The sequence below is a fragment of the Parvimonas micra genome, assembly GCF_021300775.1.
GTDB lineage: Bacteria > Bacillota > Clostridia > Tissierellales > Peptoniphilaceae > Parvimonas.
On record NZ_JAJTJP010000003.1, the window covers coordinates 281,325 to 301,790 of the forward strand.

General features: G+C 27.7%; 20 protein-coding genes. 4 read left to right on the forward strand and 16 right to left on the reverse strand.

Going from position 1 to position 20,466, the window contains the following annotated elements; genetic code table 11:
• Positions 1-276: 276 nt before the first annotated feature.
• Positions 277-930, reverse strand: coding sequence for a cupin domain-containing protein (locus LW893_RS06600; protein WP_233056484.1), 654 nt, complete (start codon positions 928-930; stop codon positions 277-279).
• 152 nt (positions 931-1,082) lie between these two features.
• Entirely contained in the window at positions 1,083-1,229 is a 147-nt protein-coding gene (locus LW893_RS06605; RefSeq protein ID WP_420094859.1) for a cation:dicarboxylate symporter family transporter, read from the reverse strand.
• A gap of 329 nt (positions 1,230-1,558) precedes the next feature.
• On the opposite strand from LW893_RS06605, the gene LW893_RS06610 reads away from it, so the two are divergent.
• Together LW893_RS06610 and LW893_RS06615 are read left to right on the forward strand one after the other, a co-directional pair.
• The gene (locus LW893_RS06610) at positions 1,559-2,254 is read left to right on the forward strand and encodes a Crp/Fnr family transcriptional regulator (protein WP_233056486.1); all 696 of its coding nucleotides are present in this window, start codon (positions 1,559-1,561) and stop codon (positions 2,252-2,254) included.
• A complete protein-coding gene (locus tag LW893_RS06615) occupies positions 2,254-3,048 on the forward strand; it encodes a CPBP family intramembrane glutamic endopeptidase (RefSeq protein ID WP_233056487.1) in 795 nt (264 codons plus the stop codon). The genes LW893_RS06610 and LW893_RS06615 overlap by 1 nt, the downstream gene beginning before the upstream one ends.
• Positions 3,049-3,427: 379 nt before the next feature.
• Here LW893_RS06615 and thrS read toward each other — a convergent pair whose 3' ends face one another.
• From thrS to LW893_RS06630, 3 genes are all read right to left on the reverse strand, one after another.
• Complete coding sequence (thrS, locus tag LW893_RS06620; protein ID WP_233056488.1) at positions 3,428-5,371, reverse strand: threonine--tRNA ligase; 1,944 nt, start codon at positions 5,369-5,371, stop codon at positions 3,428-3,430.
• Positions 5,372-5,611: 240 nt separating this feature from the next.
• Entirely contained in the window at positions 5,612-6,913 is a 1,302-nt protein-coding gene (gene hisS, locus LW893_RS06625) for a histidine--tRNA ligase (protein WP_233056489.1), read from the reverse strand.
• Positions 6,914-6,915: 2 nt separating this feature from the next.
• Positions 6,916-7,608 carry a DUF6873 family GME fold protein gene (locus LW893_RS06630; RefSeq protein WP_233056490.1) on the reverse strand — a complete coding sequence of 231 codons (693 nt, stop codon included), beginning with the start codon at positions 7,606-7,608 and terminating at the stop codon, positions 6,916-6,918.
• 119 nt (positions 7,609-7,727) lie between these two features.
• On the opposite strand from LW893_RS06630, the gene mscL reads away from it, so the two are divergent.
• Positions 7,728-8,138, forward strand: a complete 411-nt coding sequence (gene mscL, locus LW893_RS06635; protein ID WP_233056491.1) for a large-conductance mechanosensitive channel protein MscL — start codon at positions 7,728-7,730, stop codon at positions 8,136-8,138.
• Between the two features lie 47 nt (positions 8,139-8,185).
• Here the strand turns inward: mscL and LW893_RS06640 are convergent, their stop codons facing one another.
• The 9 genes from LW893_RS06640 to LW893_RS06680 all read right to left on the reverse strand — a co-directional run bounded on the left by LW893_RS06640 (position 8,186) and on the right by LW893_RS06680 (position 15,883).
• Positions 8,186-8,800: a class I SAM-dependent DNA methyltransferase gene (locus LW893_RS06640; RefSeq protein WP_233056492.1), complete on the reverse strand. Its 615-nt coding sequence runs from the start codon at positions 8,798-8,800 to the stop codon at positions 8,186-8,188.
• A 29-nt stretch (positions 8,801-8,829) separates the two neighbouring features.
• Positions 8,830-9,318, reverse strand: a complete 489-nt coding sequence (locus tag LW893_RS06645; RefSeq protein ID WP_233056493.1) for a methyltransferase family protein — start codon at positions 9,316-9,318, stop codon at positions 8,830-8,832.
• A gap of 3 nt (positions 9,319-9,321) precedes the next feature.
• A complete protein-coding gene (locus LW893_RS06650) occupies positions 9,322-9,822 on the reverse strand; it encodes a GNAT family N-acetyltransferase (RefSeq protein WP_233056494.1) in 501 nt (166 codons plus the stop codon).
• A gap of 557 nt (positions 9,823-10,379) precedes the next feature.
• Positions 10,380-11,915 (reverse strand): ribonuclease Y, encoded by a 1,536-nt coding sequence (gene rny / locus LW893_RS06655; protein ID WP_233056495.1) that lies wholly within the window; start codon positions 11,913-11,915, stop codon positions 10,380-10,382.
• 199 nt (positions 11,916-12,114) lie between these two features.
• The gene (locus LW893_RS06660; protein ID WP_233056496.1) at positions 12,115-12,714 is read right to left on the reverse strand and encodes a molybdenum cofactor guanylyltransferase; all 600 of its coding nucleotides are present in this window, start codon (positions 12,712-12,714) and stop codon (positions 12,115-12,117) included.
• Entirely contained in the window at positions 12,714-13,175 is a 462-nt protein-coding gene (locus LW893_RS06665) for an aminoacyl-tRNA deacylase (RefSeq protein WP_233056497.1), read from the reverse strand. Before LW893_RS06665 ends, LW893_RS06660 begins: the two co-directional genes overlap by 1 nt.
• A complete protein-coding gene (gene udk / locus LW893_RS06670) occupies positions 13,162-13,797 on the reverse strand; it encodes a uridine kinase (RefSeq protein WP_233056498.1) in 636 nt (211 codons plus the stop codon). Before udk ends, LW893_RS06665 begins: the two co-directional genes overlap by 14 nt.
• A 9-nt stretch (positions 13,798-13,806) precedes the next feature.
• Complete coding sequence (gene tyrS / locus LW893_RS06675; protein WP_233056499.1) at positions 13,807-15,033, reverse strand: tyrosine--tRNA ligase; 1,227 nt, start codon at positions 15,031-15,033, stop codon at positions 13,807-13,809.
• A gap of 184 nt (positions 15,034-15,217) precedes the next feature.
• A complete protein-coding gene (locus LW893_RS06680; protein WP_233056500.1) occupies positions 15,218-15,883 on the reverse strand; it encodes an MgtC/SapB family protein in 666 nt (221 codons plus the stop codon).
• Between the two features lie 223 nt (positions 15,884-16,106).
• Here LW893_RS06680 and LW893_RS06685 point away from each other — a divergent pair, with 223 nt between their 5' ends.
• The gene (locus tag LW893_RS06685) at positions 16,107-16,508 is read left to right on the forward strand and encodes a hypothetical protein (RefSeq protein ID WP_233056501.1); all 402 of its coding nucleotides are present in this window, start codon (positions 16,107-16,109) and stop codon (positions 16,506-16,508) included.
• 65 nt (positions 16,509-16,573) lie between these two features.
• Here LW893_RS06685 and LW893_RS06690 read toward each other — a convergent pair whose 3' ends face one another.
• Positions 16,574-18,598 (reverse strand): hypothetical protein, encoded by a 2,025-nt coding sequence (locus LW893_RS06690; protein ID WP_233056502.1) that lies wholly within the window; start codon positions 18,596-18,598, stop codon positions 16,574-16,576.
• Positions 18,599-18,623: 25 nt separating this feature from the next.
• The gene (pepF, locus tag LW893_RS06695) at positions 18,624-20,372 is read right to left on the reverse strand and encodes an oligoendopeptidase F (protein WP_233056503.1); all 1,749 of its coding nucleotides are present in this window, start codon (positions 20,370-20,372) and stop codon (positions 18,624-18,626) included.
• Positions 20,373-20,466: the final 94 nt, after the last annotated feature.

Genomic DNA, 20,466 nt, shown 5'->3' on the forward strand with positions numbered 1-20,466 from the left:
GAAACAACTGTGAGATCTCTCCATTTCGCTACGCTACAGTCGAGATGACGTGTTGAGAGATTTTCTTTGCAAGGTACTATGACGTGAAATATTTAGTTTCTATATATTTTTTAACTTTTAGAAACTTAATGCTCTTAACGTCACGCTATTTAACGAAGTTTTCTACCTTTTACGTCATCTCGAGCGCAGTCGAGAGATCTCATAAAATTATTATTTTCCACAAAAAAACGACCATATGGTCGTTTTAAATATATATTAAATTCTAGTTTTGAAATACTATTCTAATGTTAAAAGCAATGCCATTTTAAAATTCTTTTCAGCTTTTACATAATGTCTTCCAGCTTTTGCAAAGTGGAAGCATTCACCAGCTTTGATTACATGGTCTGTTCCTTCATATCCGATTATTCCTTCACCATCTAATGCAAATACAATTGCTTCACCTGGTGCTGAATGTTCTGATAATCCTGTTCCTGCATCGAATGCCATTAATACAAATTTCATTTGATCATTATGAACAACGTCCATATTAACTATTTTACCTTCTTGGTATTCTAATAATTCTCCTAATTTAAAAACTTCACCTGGTTTTACAGCTTTATTCATAAAGTCCTCCTTTTTTATTGCTATTTCTGTAAATATTGCTCCCGATTTTGTTCTAATTCCAACTGGAATTTCAATCGGTGTAAAAATACTATCACCTTGTTTTAGTATTTTTGTTTTTTCTGAAAATCCATATGCTTCAATCTCTCCTTCTGCTACAATCAATAGTTTGTAGTATGGGAATAATTCTGCACTTATATCAGTTTCTTCTGCCATTGAAAAATATGCTATATAATTTTCTCCGCCATATACTTCTTTAGATACAGTACATCCTTCAAGCGCTTTATTATCTTCGGCTATGGAATATACTTTTCCAACCTTTTCTTTCAAATCGCACCTCCTTTAATATTGAAAACAATATGTATTTGAAAAATATATACCCTATTAAATACCTTAATAACAGTTATATTTTAATAATTTTTTATACAAATAAAGGTCAACAATTTATCGTTGACCTTTGTCATAATTCTATTTAATTAATACTATTCATCTTCTTCAACCAATCCTGAAAGTTTTTCAACTCTTAGAGAAATTGGAAGTGTTGCAGCAGAACTTCTAGTTACAAAAGCTGTAAGCATTGGTTCTTTAATTTTCATTAACATTTTGAAAGGATTAAACCAGCAATAAATGCAATAAAAACTTGAAGCACAAGATTTTTTTACTCATTTTTAACCTCCTTATAATCATTTGTTTCGTTTTTCGTACGAGTTTTTAAAACATAAAGTTTTTTTATATAAATTAGCGTCATTTTTTATAATAATAGCATGTTTTTGACTTATAATTTATATTTCTTATAAAATATCATATAAACAATTGTTTTTAGCCGATTATCCCTTTAAATTCTTTTGCAAAAAAAGTAATAAATTAAAAATTTTTTAAAAAATGACTCTTTTGCTATTTATTTTTTTCTTTTTTTATATTATAATAATGTAGTATTAGATTAATAAGGAGGGACATTGTGGAAAGTAGATTAGTTACACTTTTAAGAAAAGTTTTAATTGAAAAAAACTTTGACTTAAAACTAGATAAAAGATTATATTCAGAATTCACTGTACTTAAGGTAAAGAAAAAGACTGTTATAATCAAAGAAAATGATAAATTGGATTATTTATATTTATTAGTTAGAGGAAGTGCCAATGTTGTTCACTTCACTCCAGTTGGAGAACTAATAGTATTTAATCACATAACTAATACTTCTATTTTTGGATTGCTTGAGTTTATGGACAATAAACACGACTTCTATAAAAGTGTTGCATTCTTTAAAGATACAAGGCTTATTAGAATTCCAGTAGAAAGATTTGAAAAGGAAGCTGAAAGCATTGAACTATTAAAAATTTACAATCAATTTTTATTAGATTTTGCAAAACATTCAATAGCTACATTTGATTTAACTAAAAACTATGGAAGAAAGAAAAACTTAATTGAATTCTTCTTATCAAAATGTGTTGATGTAGAATTCCCTGTTAAGATTTCACTAACAAAAAAAGTTATTTCAGACTATTTGAGAATTAACGAAAGAACAATGTATAGATATTTAAATGAATTGATAGATAGAAATTGCATTTCAAGAAAAACTGGTAAAATTATTATTTCAAAAGAAAATTACGATAATTTACTAGAATACTCAAAGGAAAAAGGCGTAGATAACGAATAATGATAGATATTAATAACCAATCTATAGAAAATTCAGAAGTTACTACAAAAAGATTTAATATAAAATCTTTTATAATTGTTTTAAATTATTTTTTAACTCCAATTTTGTTTTTTATAATAGTAGGTTTATTATTTAGATTTACTCTGATTGACGAAATTATATTCGATTTACAAATAGTAAAGAACTTTTTTGTAAATAATCCATCTCTTGTAGAAAATGATGAAGTATTTACCAAATTTGTATCTAGTATACTAGGTTCTATCGCTACTATTTTAACTTTTGTAATTGCACTGTTAATATACAAAGATCGAAAAGATAGTATTTCTATTAAAAAAACTGAGTTTTCCATTGCAAAACTAATTTTAATAGGTGTTGGTCTTGGAATAATTATGATTTTATGGAATTTTGTAATTTCATATGTATATTCAATTATTGGATTGGATTTTAGAAGTGGAAATACTGAAAGTATAGCAGAATCATTAAAATATAACAAGTTATTGATTTTTAATCTACTAGTATCCGCACCAATCGGAGAAGAAATTGCTTTTAAATATGGTATATTTACATTTCTACATGAAATTTTTCAAAACAAAGGAAAGCTGTTAAAAATATTTTTACCAGCATTTGTGTCAGCCTTTGTATTTGGTATTATTCATGATGGATTATATCTAGTACCATTGTATTTTGTTCCAAGTTTTATTGGATGTTTAATTTACGAAAAAACAAAATCTTTATTCCCATGTGTATTAGGACATTTTATAAATAATTTAATAGCATTCTTAACTATGTTATAAATTAAAAAGCTATTGAAGTTTTACTTCAATAGCTTTTTTTGTTTATAATTGTTTTGATTTATATGACTTATTGTTGAATTTACTAATTATAGTAAAACTACATATTAGATGTTTTTCTTTTTAAGGAAATATTAAATTATATTTTTTATTCTCTACTTAATTTTTAAAAAAAATATTTATAATTAGTTTTTTCTATTTTTATCAAATACCTTATCTAAACTTATAAAAAATAAAATAAAATCAAACAATATTCCTATCAAGGACTTAAAAACCATATCTCCATTCAATAGATTTTTCATATCTATCAAAAAGAAGCTAAATACTGACAATATAATCCCGCATAAATACAATGCTTTATATTTTAAAATTTTTCTTATCATTATTTCACAACTTTTGAATTCACTTCTTCTAAAATCATTTCAAGGAATGCATCAGCTTTCATTGAACCTTTATCTCCCTCTCCACGTTTTCTAACTGAAACTGTTCTTTCGTTTACTTCATTTTCACCAACGATTAAACTATATGGAATTTTAGCAAGTTGCGCTTCTCTGATTTTTAATCCAATTTTTTCTGCTCTATCATCAACTGCTACTCTTATGTCTTTTTTAGCAAATTCTTTTTGTAATTCATATGCATAGTCGTTAAATTTATCAGAAATTGGTAGAATTTTAACTTGTTCTGGCGCTAACCAAGTTGGGAATGCTCCTTTGTATTCTTCAATTAGATAAGCTACGAATCTTTCCATTGTAGAAACAATACCTCTGTGAATTACAACTGGTCTATGAGTATTCTTTCCATCTTCTCCAACATAAGTTAAATCAAATCTTTGTGGTAATAAGAAGTCAAGTTGAATTGTAGAAAGAGTTTCCTCTAAACCAATTGCAGTCTTAACTTGAACATCAAGTTTTGGACCATAGAATGCAGCTTCTCCTTTTGCTTCAAAGTATTCATAACCTAAGTCATCCATTGCACTCTTAAGCATTGCTTCAGCATTATTCCACATTTCATCGTCATCAAAGTATTTTTCCTTATTTTCAGGATCTCTGTAACTTAATCTGAATCTAAAATTCTTGATGTCAAAATCTTCATAAACTGATTTCATTAAATTTACTACTCTTGTAAATTCATCTTTAATTTGGTCAGGACGAACAAAGATATGCGCATCATTTAAAGTCATTTCTCTAACTCTTTGCAAACCTGAAAGTGTACCACTCATTTCATAACGGTGCATCATTCCTAGTTCAGCAATTCTAATAGGGAATTCTTTATAACTATGAACATCATTATTGTAAATTTCCATATGATGAGGACAGTTCATCGGTCTTAAAACTAATAATTCACCATTACCTAAGTCCATTGGTGGGAACATACTATCTTGATAGTGATCCCAGTGACCCGAAGTTTTATAAAGGTCAACATTTGCTAAAATTGGAGTATAAACATGTTCATATCCACATTCAATTTCTTTATCAACTATATATCTTTCAATTACACGTCTAATTGTAGATCCTTTTGGTAACCAGAAAGGAAGACCAGCTCCTACATTTTGGCTAATCATAAAAATTCCTAACTCTTTACCAATCTTTCTGTGGTCTCTTTGTTTAGCATCTTCTAAGAATTCTAAATATTCATCCAAATCTTTTTTCTTTTCAAAAGTTATACCATAAATTCTTTGAAGCATTTTATTTTTTTCGCTACCTCTCCAATAAGCACCGGCTATGCTTAAAAGTTTAACAGCTTTTATTTTCTTAACATCAACAAGATGAGGTCCTCTACAAAGGTCTGTAAAATCTCCTAATTCATAGAAAGAAAGTTCAGCATCTTTATCAAAACCTTCGATTAGATCAATTTTATAATCTTGTCCTTTTTCTGCAAAATATTTTAAGGCAAAGTCTCTATCAACTTCTTTTCTATCAACAGAATAACCTTCCTTAAATATTTTCATCATTTCTTTTTCGATTTTTTCTAAATCTTCTGGTGTAAATTTGTGTTCTGAATCTAAATCATAGTAAAATCCGTTGTCTATTGCAGGTCCAATTCCAAATTTTGTATCTGGAAATAGTCTTTGAATAGCAAGAGCCATAACGTGACTTGATGTATGCCAGAAAATTTCTTTTCCTTCTTTATCTTCAAACTTTACGAATTTAATAGCACAATCTTCTTTTAATGTTTCACTTAAACCTTTTATAACATCATTAACAACAGCACCAATAACATTTCTCGCAAAACCTTCAGAAATGCTAATTGCAACATCTAAAATTTTTACACCTTTTTCAAACTCATGAACAGACCCATCCGGGAATGTAACTTTAATCATTTCCATAATTTCCTCCTTCTTAGACTACATGCTTACTTTGTTCTTTCATGTATCTTTTTTCAAAATAAAAAAAGAGTCCCATCCCTACAAAACTGTAGGGACGATGACTCGTGGTTCCACCCTAATTACTTCTTAATTAGATAAAAGACTCCGTAATAGTTTTCAGTAAATAGCATTCTTAAATGAAATTCCAGCCACGTTTCATTCTCTCTTAAAGCGCTTAAGTCTTACTCGTTACTTCAACGTCTATATTAACTTCAATAATCCTTCAAAATCAACAGTCGTTTGTTCTCCTGTCTTTAAATCTTTGACAGTGTAAGTGTTATTTGCTTTTTCATCTTCTCCGACTATGATAATATAAGGGATATTTAATTTGTCAGCATAAGATATTTTTTTCTTCATCTTAGCATCTTCAAAATATATTTGTATTATTTTACCACTATTTTCAAATTTATTCAATAGTTTAATTCCATAATCATAACAATTTTCCATTGGAATAATTAAAGCGTCAATACTATTAGTTTTAATTTCCTTAAATAAATTCTTATCAAGTAGTTGATAGAATAATCTTGTAAGTCCGATAGATATTCCAACACCTGGTAAAACTTGACTAGTATAATTACTTGCTAAATCATCATATCTTCCACCAGAACAAACACTTCCAAGTTGTCTATAATTTTCTAAAAATGTTTCATAAACAGTTCCAGTATAATAATCTAAACCTCTTGTAATTGTAAGATTAATATCTATAAAATCTTCAGGAATTCCAAAAAGTTTCATACATTCATAAACTTCTTTTAGTTCTTCAATACCTTTTTCAAAAAGTTCATTAGAAATACCAAGAGAACTTAACTTTTCAATAATCTCTTCATTACTTCCAGAAATTTTAATAAATTCTATAATTTTTTCTAATCTTTCGTCACTAAGTCCAGTATTTTTAAGTTCTTCTACAACTTTTTCAAAACCTATCTTTTCAATTTTATCAATTATTCTAAGCATATCAGCTTTATTATCTATACCCAAGTTTTCAAAAAGTCCATTAATAATTTTTAAATTACTAAAATTAATTGCAAATTTTTCATTAATAATTTTTGAAAATATTTCATAGATTATATAAGGAAGCTCTGCATCATTTTTAATATCAAGTTTTCCATTTCCTATTACGTCAATATCACATTGATAAAATTCCTTATATCTACCCTTTTGATTTCTTTCCCCACGATAAACTTTAGCTATATGATATCTTCTAAACGGAAAATTCAAATCACTAAAATATTGAGCTACATATCTTGCCAAAGGCACTGTTAAATCAAATCTTAAAGAGATATCCTTACTTTCAGAGTCAATTTTAAAAATTTGTTTTGTGGTTTCTCCACCACCCTTAGCTAAAAGAATTTCATTTTTTTCAAAAACAGGTGTATCTAAAGGTAAAAATCCACGTTTTTTAAAAGTATCTTCTATTATATTCTTTACATTGTCAAACAAAATTTGTTCATTTGGTAAAAGTTCCATTGTTCCAACAACATTGCTCGGTTTAATAAATCCCATAATTACCTCCACAGTGAAACAATTCCACCTAAATCGACAAAATCTTCGCCTTTAGGAAACAGAATTTTCACATTTTCTTCATCAGCTACGCGTTTAATTATATCATAATCTTGATATTTTGTCACATCACCATAAAACAACAGAGTATCATCAGACACAAAACCACATGTTCCTCCGATAAATCCATTTTTATATCCATTTAAGATTATTCCAGTAGTCGTAACAAGTTCCACATTTATATTTTTAGATTTTAAAGACTTAAAAACTCCCTCATCACTTGTTATTATATGATTTTTAAAACAAATCATACTGCAATTTGAATAACCTTGATTTATCTTTATATATTCTCTTTTCAGATTAAGACTTTCAAAAATTTCTTTTGTAGTAAATTTTTCATTATGAAAAAAATATTTATCATTTTTTGCAACATTTAAAACCATTTCTCCGTTTTTAAAATCTGAAACATCTACTTTTATTAAATTATAATCTTTTAAAAAATCTTTATAATACTCAAATACTGAATTTTCAATATAAATATCATTATCTATCTTTAAAACACTCAAATCTACATGATCATTATAATTATTATTAAATTTTTCATTGTTTAAACTTTTTATATAACAAATACTATTTTTATCTAAAAGTTCAAAAAAGTTCTCACTTGCACAGTTACTAACTATAATTTTTTGTAACATTTTTATCTCCTTATGTTTAGTATTATAATTCTAGGGTACTATTAGTAAAGATTATTATAATACAACTAATTTGTTGATTATAATATATTTTATCACATTTTTATTATAGGAGGAAGTTTATGTTAAAAGAATTTAAAGAATTTGCCTTAAAAGGTAATGTAATGGACTTAGCTGTTGGGGTTATTATAGGTGGAGCATTTGGTAAAATCGTTTCTTCTTTAGTAAATGATATTTTAATGCCTTTAATCTCAATGGTAACAGGTGGAGTTAATTTCTCAGACCTAAAGATTGTATTAAAAGCAGGAGATGAATCAAAGAAGATTGCTGAAGTTGCTTTTAAATATGGTGCATTTATCCAAAACGTTCTTGATTTCTTAATTATTGCTTTCTGTATTTTCTTAATGGTTAAAGCTATGAATAAGTTAAACAGAAAGAAAGAAGAAGCAGTTGAAGAAGCACCAGCTGGCCCAACTCAAGAAGAAATCTTAACAGATATTAAGAATATCTTAAATGATATTAAAGAAAAATAAGAAATTTATATTCGAAAACCGAGTTAAATACAACTCGGTTTTTTTAATTACTTTTGTTTTTCACATATTCCTTCCATTAAGAAAATTTTAAAATCTATCTCCTTACTTATTCCATTCCATACAATCTCATAGTTTTTCGGAATAAATAAGGCTCTTTTAAAATAATTCTCCATTTCTTCTCTTGAAAATCCGTCATGCCCATCAAAGTTTGGAAAATCCTTATGAAAATCAGGAGAAACTGTATCCAAATCCATTATAATTATTTTTCCATTTTCTTTTAAATGCTCTTTTAACAATTTAAGCTCAGCATCAATATCAACAATATGATGAAAAGCAGTTAAACTGTAAATTATATCGTATTTTTCATTCGAATTTTCTAAGAAAATTTCATCATTTATACTAATATTTTCTATTTTCATTTCATTTATTCTATTTATAGACTCTTCCCTCATCTTTAAAGATGTATCAATACAATCTATTCTTTTTAAATCCTTAGATAATAAAGTTGCAAGAAGTCCGTCTCCAGAACCTATTTCAAGAGCTGTTTTATCTTTCAAATTTTCTCCTAAATATTTAAACATTTTTTCGTATATGGTAAAAGTCCTATTTTTCCTATCTTTAGTATTCCAAACTTTAGCAACTTCATCAAAATAATTACTCATACTACCCCCTATTTTATATAGTAAATTAATCAAGATTTTCTAGGAAACCATGGGATACATCTATTTGTTCTCTTACAATATTCAAAATATTCCTCGCCAAAAATATTTTTAAGCCATTTTTCCTCTGTGTTTTTTACTAAAATCGTTAAAAGAATCCAGTAAATTGGAATTGTAATTAAAAAGTAAAGATTATTGAAAAGAAAGCAAATCCCCCAACAAAGAAACATAAAAGCCGAATAAATTGGATTTCTTACAATCGCAAAAACTCCTGTAGTTACCAATTTTAGTTCCTTTATATTCTTAGAAATTCTTGAATTAACAACTGCAGAAATCCAAAGTCCAATACCTATAACTATACATATTATTCCAATAATTATAAAAGGAATTTTTAAAAAGGAAATCTCTCCATTTTTAAAATAACCATTATTTTGTAAAAATATTAATAAAATAGTTATAGAAATAATAATTCCTACATATAAAGGACCGATTCCAAAAACTGATAATTTTTCTCTTTTCATAATTTACTCCTTAATTTTAGGAAATCTAAAATAATAGTAATCATTTCCTTCCATAAATTCAGTTTTTATAAAACCTCTATCAACATAAAACTTTTCAGCTCTATAATTATATTTATGAACCCCTAATGCAATAGGTCTTATTCCGTATTCTTCATAACATTGAGAAATAACTTTTTCTAAAATATAGGAACCTATCCCACAACCTCTATATCTTTTATCAATAATAAATCCCATAAGTCTATAGAAAGGCTCTTTTTTCATTATTTCAGGGTCTGTACTCCATTCAATAGCTTCCCATAACAATATAATACCTATGTATTTTTCATCATATTTAATTGCATAAGTATGACCTATACAATTATGTTCTCTTCCATATTTTGTTATTTCCAAAATTACATCTAATGAATCTACAAAATCTTCACTAATATCATCTCTTAAAATATTTTTTAAAAACCGTGAATTATCTTCACTTACATACTCAATATTTATATTTTCTTTTATCATAATTAACTCCTTGATTAAAAACCAAAAACAATTAACTTAAATATATCACAATTGCAAAACAATATCAATATTAAATTAATAACTTAATGTATCTTTGATACATTTTATATTTGCTTGTAAACAAGCAAATATATGAGATCTCCAGGACAATTGTATCAGAAGATACAATTGTTCCCGTCAGACCTACTTTTGTTTACAAGTAAACAAAGTTAGGGCTAGATTCATTTCACTCAGCTTTGCTTCGTTTCGGTCGAAATGACGTGTCGAGATATTTTCTTTGCAAAGTGCTATGACGTTAAATATTTTATTTTAAATAATTTTTAAATATTTTTTGAAGTTTATTTACCATTCACGTCTAGCTCTAAAATGAGTACACTTCCTTATACGTCATCTCGACCGGAGTGGAGCAAAGCGAAACATAGTGGAGAAATCTCACACTTTTGCTTTAGCAAAAGTGAATGTATCGAAGATACATAAATAAATCTAACACCTTTCAATTTTGCATAAAAAAAGAATGTCCATATTTCTATAAACATTCTTGTTTTCAAATTTAAAAACTATTTAGCGTAATCAACAACTCTTGTTTCCCTAATTAAATTTACTTTAATTGTTCCAGGATACTCAAGTTCTTCTTGTATTTTCTTAACAATTTCTTTTGAAGTTAATAACATCTTATCTTCGTCAATAACTTCTGGTTTAACCAATACTCTTATTTCACGTCCTGCTTGAATTGCAAAAGATTTTTCAACACCGTCAAATGAATTTGCAATTTCTTCAAGATTTTCCAAACGCTTGATATAATTTTCAACAGACTCACGTCTTGCACCTGGTTTTGCAGCTGAAATAGCATCCGCAGCTTGTACCAAAAGTGCCTCAACAGTTTCTGGTTCAACATCATTATGATGTGCCTCAATACAATGTAGAACTTCACGTTTTTCTTTGTATTTCTTAGCCATTTGAACACCCAGTTCAACATGGTTTCCTTCCATTTCGTGATCTATAGCCTTACCTATATCGTGTAATAGACCACCTCTCTTAGCAATTTTAACATCAGCTCCAATATCTGCAGCTAACATTCCAGCTAAGTGTGCAACTTCTATAGAATGTTTTAAAACATTTTGTCCATAAGAAGTTCTGTACTTTAGTCTTCCTAAAAGTTTAATTAGTTCAGGGTGAAGTCCATGAATATTAGTTTGATCACAAGCATCTTCCCCTGCAATTCTAATACTATTTTCAACTTCCTGTCTTGATTTTTCAATCATTTCTTCGATTCTTGTAGGGTGAATTCTTCCGTCATTAATCAATTTTTCAAGAGCAAGTCTTGCAATTTCTCTTCTAACTGGGTCAAAAGAAGATAAAACAACAGCTTCTGGAGTATCGTCAATAATCAAATCAACTCCTGTTAAACTTTCAAATGTTCTAATATTTCTTCCTTCTCTACCAATAATTCTACCCTTCATTTCATCATTTGGTAAATTTACAACGCTAACTGTAGATTCAGCAACATGATCTGCTGCATATCTTTGGATAGCTGTTCCAATAATATATCTAGCATTTTTTTCTGCATTATCTTTAGCATTTTGTTCAATTTCTCTAATGATATTTGCAGCGTCTTTTATACTTTCTTGTCTAACTTCTTCAAGTATAATTTCTTTAGCTTCTTCAGATGATATATTGGCAACTCTTTCTAACTCTTCTTTTTGTTTTTCAACTAATTTTTCGATTTCAGATTCTCTAATTTCTAAATCTTTTAATTCTTTATTTAAACGCTCATTCTTCTTATCTAAATTTTCATTTTTCTTATCTAAATTTTCTTCTTTAGCAATTAAACGACGTTCCAATTTTTGAATTTCATTTCTTCTTTCTCTGTTTTCTTTATCGCTTTCTTGTTTAATTCTATGCGCTTCTTCCTTAGCTTCAACTAATTTTTCTTTTTTCTTTGTTTCAGCTTCTTTTATCGCATCTTCAACAATTTTTTTAGCATGATTTTCAGCACCATTAATAAGTTTTTCTGATGTAAATCTTCTAAAAACATATCCAATAATAGCACCTGCTATTAAAAAAACAGGAAGTAATATAAATTCTTTTGGCATTAGTCTTACACACCTCCTTGTATTAAATTTTCAAGTTACAATTATCAATTCATTATTCCTTAAAATCATATGTGATTTCTCACAACTACTATTTTACAACTTTTTTGAAATTTTGTCAATTTAAAAAATCGCATAAATATGTATAAATATTAGAGTATATATCAGATTACTTGACAAAAAATGACGGTATAAACCGTCATTAATCTTTTTTTATAGTCGTTAATTTCTTTTTAAATTCTTCCAATTCCTTTATAGTATTTAAGTTTTCAAATATATTTTTCTTATCGAAATTTTTCCAATCTTCATATTTTAAAAACTTAAAATTGTTATCTTCAATAAATCTTACAAATTTTCGATTATCTTTAATCAATTCTTCTCTCAAATTTTCTTTTAAAGAATTTTTATAAATCCCATTCATAGGTAAAATTTTATCATTTTCTGAAAGACAAATTAATCCGTCAAAATTTTTATCGAGTTTTGAAATTATAAATCTAATGAATTTTTCATCAATATTCGGCATATCACAAGCAGTTAAAAAAGAAAATTCACTTTCAGAATAACAAAGCCCACTATGAAGTCCAGCCATTGGACCTTTTTTGTAAAAAATATCTCTAACAACTCTTACTTTTAAATCTTTGTAATGCTCTTTATCATTTGAAACAATAACTATATCATCAAAAATATTTTTCAAAACCTCAATTGAATTATGGACTAAATACTTTTCTTCAATCTCAATATATTCTTTTGGAAAAGTCATTCTTACGGAATTACCCCCAGCAAGTATAATACAATTTATCATTATTCTGCCACCAAATCAGCAAAATCGGCATCACAAAAATCTGCAAATTCAATAGGATTTACTATGATTGAATTTCTGACCTTTCCTGCACTTACAAGAAATTTTTCCATATCTTTCGCTCTTATATCAAAAGCTGTTTTAAACTTTGTCTTCATTCCAACAGGACTACAACCGCCATGGACATATCCAGTTAAAGGTTCTAAATCCTTTTGCAAAATCATTTTGATACTTTTTAGTTGAAAATGCTTACTTGCTTTTTTTAAATCTAAATGTGCATCAATAGGAATAACACATACATAGTGATTTTTATCACTACCCTCAAGAACAAGAGTTTTAAAACAAATATTTGAATCTATTCCTAACTCTTCAAATTCTTGAGTTTCTTCCCTAACTACAAATTGATATTGTATCTTTTGTCTATCTAGTATTCTACATACATTCGTCTTGCTATTTTTTTTCATGTTTATCCAAAAAAGTCTTTAAGTGTTGAACCAACATCTTTATTGCAGGAGTATTTTCCCCACCACGAGGAATAATAATATCTGCATGTTTTTTGCTTGGCTCAATAAATTCCTCATGCATTGGTTTAACCGTATTTTGATATTGAGTTAAAATACTTTCAAGACTTCTGCCTCTCTCTTTAGTATCTCTTAAAATTCTTCTGATAAGTCTTTCATCTGCGTCTGTATCTACATAAACTTTTAAATCCATAAGTTCTCTAAGTTTAGAATCTTCTAAAATTAAAATACCTTCAACTATTATTACAGGCTTTGGATAAACTCTCATAGTTTCCTTACTTCTAGTATGAATTGTAAAATCATAAATAGGTAAATCTACTTCTTTACCTGATTTTAAAATTTTTACATCTTCAATTAGTTTAGAAGTTTCAAAAGACTTAGGATGATCATAATTCAGTTTCGCTCTTTCTTCTAAAGTCTTATCGTCATTTGGCCAATAATAAAAATCGTGGCTAATCATTACAATTTCATCTTTAAATTGTTTCTTTAACTTTTCAATAATTGTAGTCTTTCCAGAAGCAGAACCACCAGCAATACCTACAACATAAATATCATTTTTTTCCATTGAAAACTCCTATAAAGCAATTACTCTGTGATAGATTTTTTTACCTTTTTTTATTACAATTTCTTCTAAATTAAGAGAAACTTTTAAATTTGTATCAGTGATTTTTTCTCCGTTTAAAGAAATACCACCTTGTTCAATAAGTCTTCTAGCTTCTCCATTAGACTTTGAAATTCCACAAGTTCTAATTAAATCTAGAATTCCTATCTCTTCATTTTCAAAATCTGCTTTATTGATTTCTGTTGAAGGCATATTTTCGTCTAAAAGCTCTCCACTAAATAAAGCCCTAGCAGTTTCTAATGCTTTTTTAGCCTTTTCTTCTCCGTGAATAATTTTTGTTACTTCAAAAGCTAGAACTTCTTTTGCTTCATTAATTCTTTCGTCTTTATATTTACCTAATTCTCTACATTTTTCAGTTGGTAAGAAAGTAAGCATTAATAAGAATTTTTCAACATCCCTATCATCAACATTTCTCATATATTGGAAAAGTTCGTATGGAGAAGTCTTTTCTTCATCTAACCATACTGCTCCTTTTTGGGATTTACCCATTTTAACTCCATCAGCTGTTGTTAAAAGTTTAAAAGTCATAGCATAAACCTTATCTTGTTCAAGCTTTCTTACTAAATCATATCCGCCAAGTATATTACTCCATTGATCAGAACCACCTAATTGTAATTTACAACCATGTTTTCTGTATAGATATAAGAAGTCATAACTTTGCATTAACATATATGAAAATTCAAAGAATGTAAGACCTTTTTCCATTCTATTCTTATACGCATCACAAGTAAGCATTTTATTAACACTAAAATGCACTCCTACTTCTTTCATAAATCTTATAAAATTCAAGTCTAAAAGCCAGTCTTTGTTATTTTCGATAATTGCATTACCATCTGAAAAATCAATAAATCTAGAAAGTTGTTCAAAAAATCTTTGTGCATTGTGATTGATTTGTTCTTCAGTCATTACCATTCTCATATCACTTCTACCAGAAGGATCTCCAATCATTGTAGTTCCTCCACCTAAAAGAGCGATTGGAATATGTCCATAATTTTGCATTCTCTTCATAACCATGATTTGAATAAAATGACCTATAGTTAAACTATCCGCTGTCGCATCAAAACCTACATAGAATTTTACTCTCTCTTTAGATAATAGCTCTTTTAATTCTTCTTCATAAGTAGCTTGTTCAAAGTAACCTCTATCAACAAGCTCTTCAAAAATATTATTGTATTCCATAAAATCCTCCTATAAAAAAAAGACCTAAAACAATGAAAGGACGACTTATCGTGGTACCACCTTTCTTCGCATAGGCCTCATAATGTTTAAGCACAATCACTTCTGAACTCCTGTGTTGTAAGCACAATCAACGCTCAATATTAAATATAGAAATAATTATATATAAAAAAGTTAAAAAAGTCAACTACATTTCAATCTTTCTAACTCTTTTATCATCAAAAATCAAGTCTTCCAAATGTTCTCTTTCAAAATCTGCAGGAACAAAAGTGTAAAATCTTACAATAACAGTTCTACTCTTCTTTATAATTTCAACATTTTGAATTTCAAGTTTAAATCTTTCCAAACAATTTCTTATCTCTCTAATAGTATTAAAACTATCTTCTAGACTGATTTCAAAAGTAATAGTCAAATGGTCTTTACTTAAAAAAGTATCCTTATGCATCAAAATTTGAATAATTACAATTAAAAGTGTTCCAAAAATAGCAACAGCATAAAGCCCTGCTCCCATTGCAAGTCCAATTCCAGCAGTAGCCCAAATACCAGCAGCAGTTGTAAGTCCATTTACAGCATTATTCTTTATAAAAATAAGACCAGTACCTAAAAAACCAATCCCTGATACAACTTGTGCTGCAACACGTGCTGCATCATATTCAACTATATCAAAAAATCCATATTTAGATACTATCATCATAAGCGCAGATGCTAATGAAACGATTGCGTGAGTCCTAATACCTGCACCTTTGTTTCTGCTCTTTCTTTCAAAACCTATTATTACTCCCATTACAGTTGCAAGAACCATTTTTATTAAAAATTCAAAATTTTGATAAAACATAACCATATCTATTTTCATATAATGCTCCTAAATTTATCTCATAAAATATCAAAATTAAATCTAACTTATATTAATTATAAAATTAAATGCAAATCCAGATTTTTATTATACTAATATACTATAACTATATTATTATATCATATTTTTATAAAAATTATCAGTCTTATCTTTATCATTTTTTATGTTATAATTAATTTATAGTATGAAAGCGTTAAAAATAATGTTGGAGGTACTCAATAACATGAAAAAATTTTTTGAAAAATGTTTTATGTTTACTTTAGTTACTTTAATTCTTAGCTCTTGTTCAGCGAAAGGAGTAAAAATAGAGCAGATAAGCGGTAAATATTTCGTAACAAAAGAAAAAGCTTTTATTATTGAAAAAACTAAGGATGATGAAAGTTCATCAGATTCAAAAAAATATCACATGGTTATATATGAAAAATCAGACTCTGGATATGTTTGTGGCCTATATGAGAATGTAAAAATATCTGTGAAAGATGGTAAAGAATTTATTACTGCGGATAGATTTGATATGGATTTAGAAATAATAAATGACAAAACAATAAAAGACACAAAAAGCAATGTTGAGTATAAAGAATCTAAAATAAAAGATATATATTCAATTTTAAAATTAATTAAATAAAATAACAAAAAATAAAGCTCATCTAATTAACTTAGATGAGCTTTTTGTTAACTTGATTTATATTTTTATTTTGCAATCATATCTTTTGATATATCTACACTTTTTATATTAGTTCTAGTAATAGTTCTAGTTGTGAAACCCCAAATATTACTATACCAATTTTTCTTTTGTTTATCATATATAAAATGGAATCCAACTGTAGATTCTACAGGTGTTATTGATGATAGTTGTGGTGGTTTGTTGTTTTGTGGATATGTTGTTTCTTGAACTAACAAATGTCCACCAATATACATTTCGTAAGTATCACCATATTCTCTAATATCAAAAGAATTAAGGTCAAACTCAACTGAAGGATAACCTCCAACATAATCTCTTCCATTATTAATTAATGATTCAACTCTTTTAGCTTCTATTTCTAAAGATGGATTTATCATAACAGTTAATAAACTTGCATCTTTCTTTCCTCTGGATTGAACATCTTCTCTCAATAACTGAATTGTTCTATTAATCGCTACATTTAAAAGTCTTTTATCTGTAAGAGAAGTACTTACATTTATTTTACTTTCTCCTTGATAAGTAACTCCGTCAGAAATTGTATATCCCCAAGGCATTTTAGTTACTACTTTTAAAATATCTCCAGATTTTATATTTGTTCCAGAAAGTTTATTAAACTCTTTAACGGTAAGTTCTGTATTTTTATCATTTACAAACAGAATACTGCTATCATCTCTAGTTATAATCTTAAAAGAACTTTCTTTTGCATTTGTATCTAGTTTTTCAACTTCATTAGCAAGTTGATAATCTGTTCCAGCTCCATAAGAAATAGTTGTTACATCAGAATTCTCATCATAAAAAAGAGAAACTTCTTCTTTTAATTTTACATTATTATCATAGTAAAAAACTGTATATTTTCCAGGGAATAACTTATATTCTTTATCTGAAATAGCTTCTTCTTTTCCGTCTAATAGAATTGTAGTTTCTACATCATCATTCTTTTCAACTTTCAATTTTAGAGGATCTAAATGAATTTTATAATCATCAAAAAGCCCTAAAACTTTTCCACTTTTTTGAAGTCTAATCGGTCTTGTACTCTTGTAATTACTATCTTTTTTCAAGTTTTCAGCATCTTCTTTAAGCCATTTTTCAACAGTTTTTAGTTTTGCTTCATCTCCCTCAAAAAGTGAAATAAGATATTCTGCTTGATTTTTATCTATAGTCTTATCATTAAAAACTATATTTGAAGTATAAAATCCAATTTTTTTAGATTCAACTCCAGCAAGAATATTTGGAAGTTTTACTTCAAGAGAATGATAAGCTTTAAGTCCAAAGAAACCAACAACTGAAAGCATTAAAGCAATAGTACAAGCAAAGATAAGCTTTAAAGCTTTAGGAATTTTAGGCATTTCATACTTATTAGTATCTTTTTTATCCTTTTCTTCCTTAACTTTTTCAATCTCTTTTGGTTTTTCAACCTCTTTCTGCTTTACAGCTTCTTTAGGTTTAGCTTTTTCCTTTTCTTTTTTCTTTTCTTCAGTTTTTACTTTTTCTTTTTTCTCTATAGTTTCTACGGCAGTAGCAACTACAACTTCCTTTTTTGGAGTTTCTTTTTCATTAACATCTTCACTTTCAACAACTTCAGGTTTTTTCTCTTTGTGTTTTTCCTTATTCTTATTTTTAGTAGCTTTGCTACCCCTACGACGTCTTTCGTGTAGGGGAACAACATTACCATAAATAAGTTGAAGTCTTTGTGTTTCTGTTAAAATTTCATCTTCTTCGTTATTTTCTTCTTTTTTCTCTTTTACTTCTTCAACTTTCTCTTTAGCCTTCTCACTTGATTTTGCCTTTTCTTCGTCAGTTGAAAAAGTATGGTCTTCCACTTCTGAATTGATAAGATGTGATTTAAAATCTAAGTCATCAACCTTTTCAATTTCTTTTTTGGATTCGAGAACAACTTCTTCAGAAATTTCTTTTTCGGAATAATCTTCTCGCCATTGAGAATAGTTGGATAAAATAGATTTATCAAATCCGCCTTCTGAAAAATTTGAAGAATTTTTTTCAATTTTATTCTTTTTCTTATTTTTCTTAGACACGAAAAAAACCCTCCTTAAAATCTTTCTACGCTTCTAATTCTTTTTCTAATTCGTCAACTAGACCTTTGAAAACATCTAGAGCTTTGTTAATAGAATTTTTATCTTCCATATCAATTCCAGCTGTTCTTAATTGTTCAATTGGTTGGTGTCTACATCCGTCTTTTAGGAAGTTTCTATAGTTCTTTAACGCTTCTTTATCTCCTGCAATTACTCTGCTTGATAAGAAACTTGCTGCACAGAAACTTGTTGCATATTTATATACATAGAAATTGTTGTAGAAATGAGGAATTCTTGCCCATAAGTAACTAGCAATTTCACTCTTTTCAACATGTTCTCCATAATATTTATCATTTAATTCTTGCATTATTCTTGTGAAATCATCAGCAGTTAAAGCATTTCCTTCTTCAACTTCTAAATGAGTATTCTTTTCGAATTTAGCAAACATTGTTTGTCTAAATACTGTTCCAATAAACATATTGATATAATGATTTAATATATAAATCTTTTCATGTTTATCTTTAACATTCTTTAACATATAGTCTAATAGAGTTAATTCGTTAAAAGTTGATGCAACTTCTGCAACAAAAATCTTATATTGTGCATATAAATAATCATTGTCTGATTTTGAATAATAGCTATGCATTGAATGTCCAAATTCATGAGCTAATGTGAACATACTGTCTAAATCATCAGTATAGTTCATTAGGATATATGGATCTGTATCAAAGCTTCCCCAAGAATATGCTCCACCAGCTTTTCCTTCTCTTGGATAAACGTCAACCCAACGATCTTCAAATCCTCTATTTAAAACTTCAATATAGTCTTCTCCTAATGGTTTAAGACCTTCAGTTATTAATTCTCTTGCTTTTTCATAAGAATATTTTTGGTCAAATTCTTTTTCTAAATTAAGATAAAGATCCCATAAATATTGTTTATCTTTCTTTAAAGCTTTCTTTCTCAATCCATAATATTTATGAAGTGATGGTAAATATTCTTCAATACTTTCGATTAATGAGTCATAAACTGTTTCAGGAACACAATCTTGGAATAATTCCATATATCTAGCTGAAGGATACTTTTTAACCTTAGCAAGAATAGTTAAATTCTTAATTGCACTGTATAAAGTAGTAGCATAAGTGTTTTTGAATTTTGAAACAGTTCCATACATCTTATCAAATGCTTCTTTTCTTACTTCTTCATTTTCATCTAAAAGAAAACTATTGAAATTAGCAGCAGTTAATTTTTCTCCATTTTTACTTTCAATATTACCATAATCTAAATCAGCATAGCTTAACATGTAGAATGAGTTTTGACCAGTTCCAACCATTTCACTAGTATTTGCAAGAAGTTCTTCTTCTGATTCACTTAAAGTATGTGGTTTAAATCTTAAAATGTTTTCAAAATGAACTCTATACTTTTCATTATCTCCTTCTTTATAAAAGTTTTCTAATTCTTCATTAGATAATTCCATTAAGAATGGATCAAAAAATGCCATAGCTGAACTCAATCTTGTTCCTAATGAGTTTACTTCTAAAGCTAATTTTTGAAATTCAGAAATTCTACTATCTTCATCTCTTTTCATATATGCATAAGTATATAATTTTTCTGCAAGTCTATTTGCTTTTTCAGATAATTCCATAATATTTCTTAAATTTTTAACTGTTTTTTCTTCCTTTGCAAGTCTTTCAACATACTCATCACAAAGTTTAATTTCAGCTCTTGCTTCATCTACATTTTTGTAGATTTTTTCTAATGACCAATTATATTTTTCCATCATAACCTCCAAATAAAAATTAAATTTTCACACATTAATTCTACCATTTTTTAAACTTTTTATCAACATATTCACATAAAAAAAAGAATGTTTT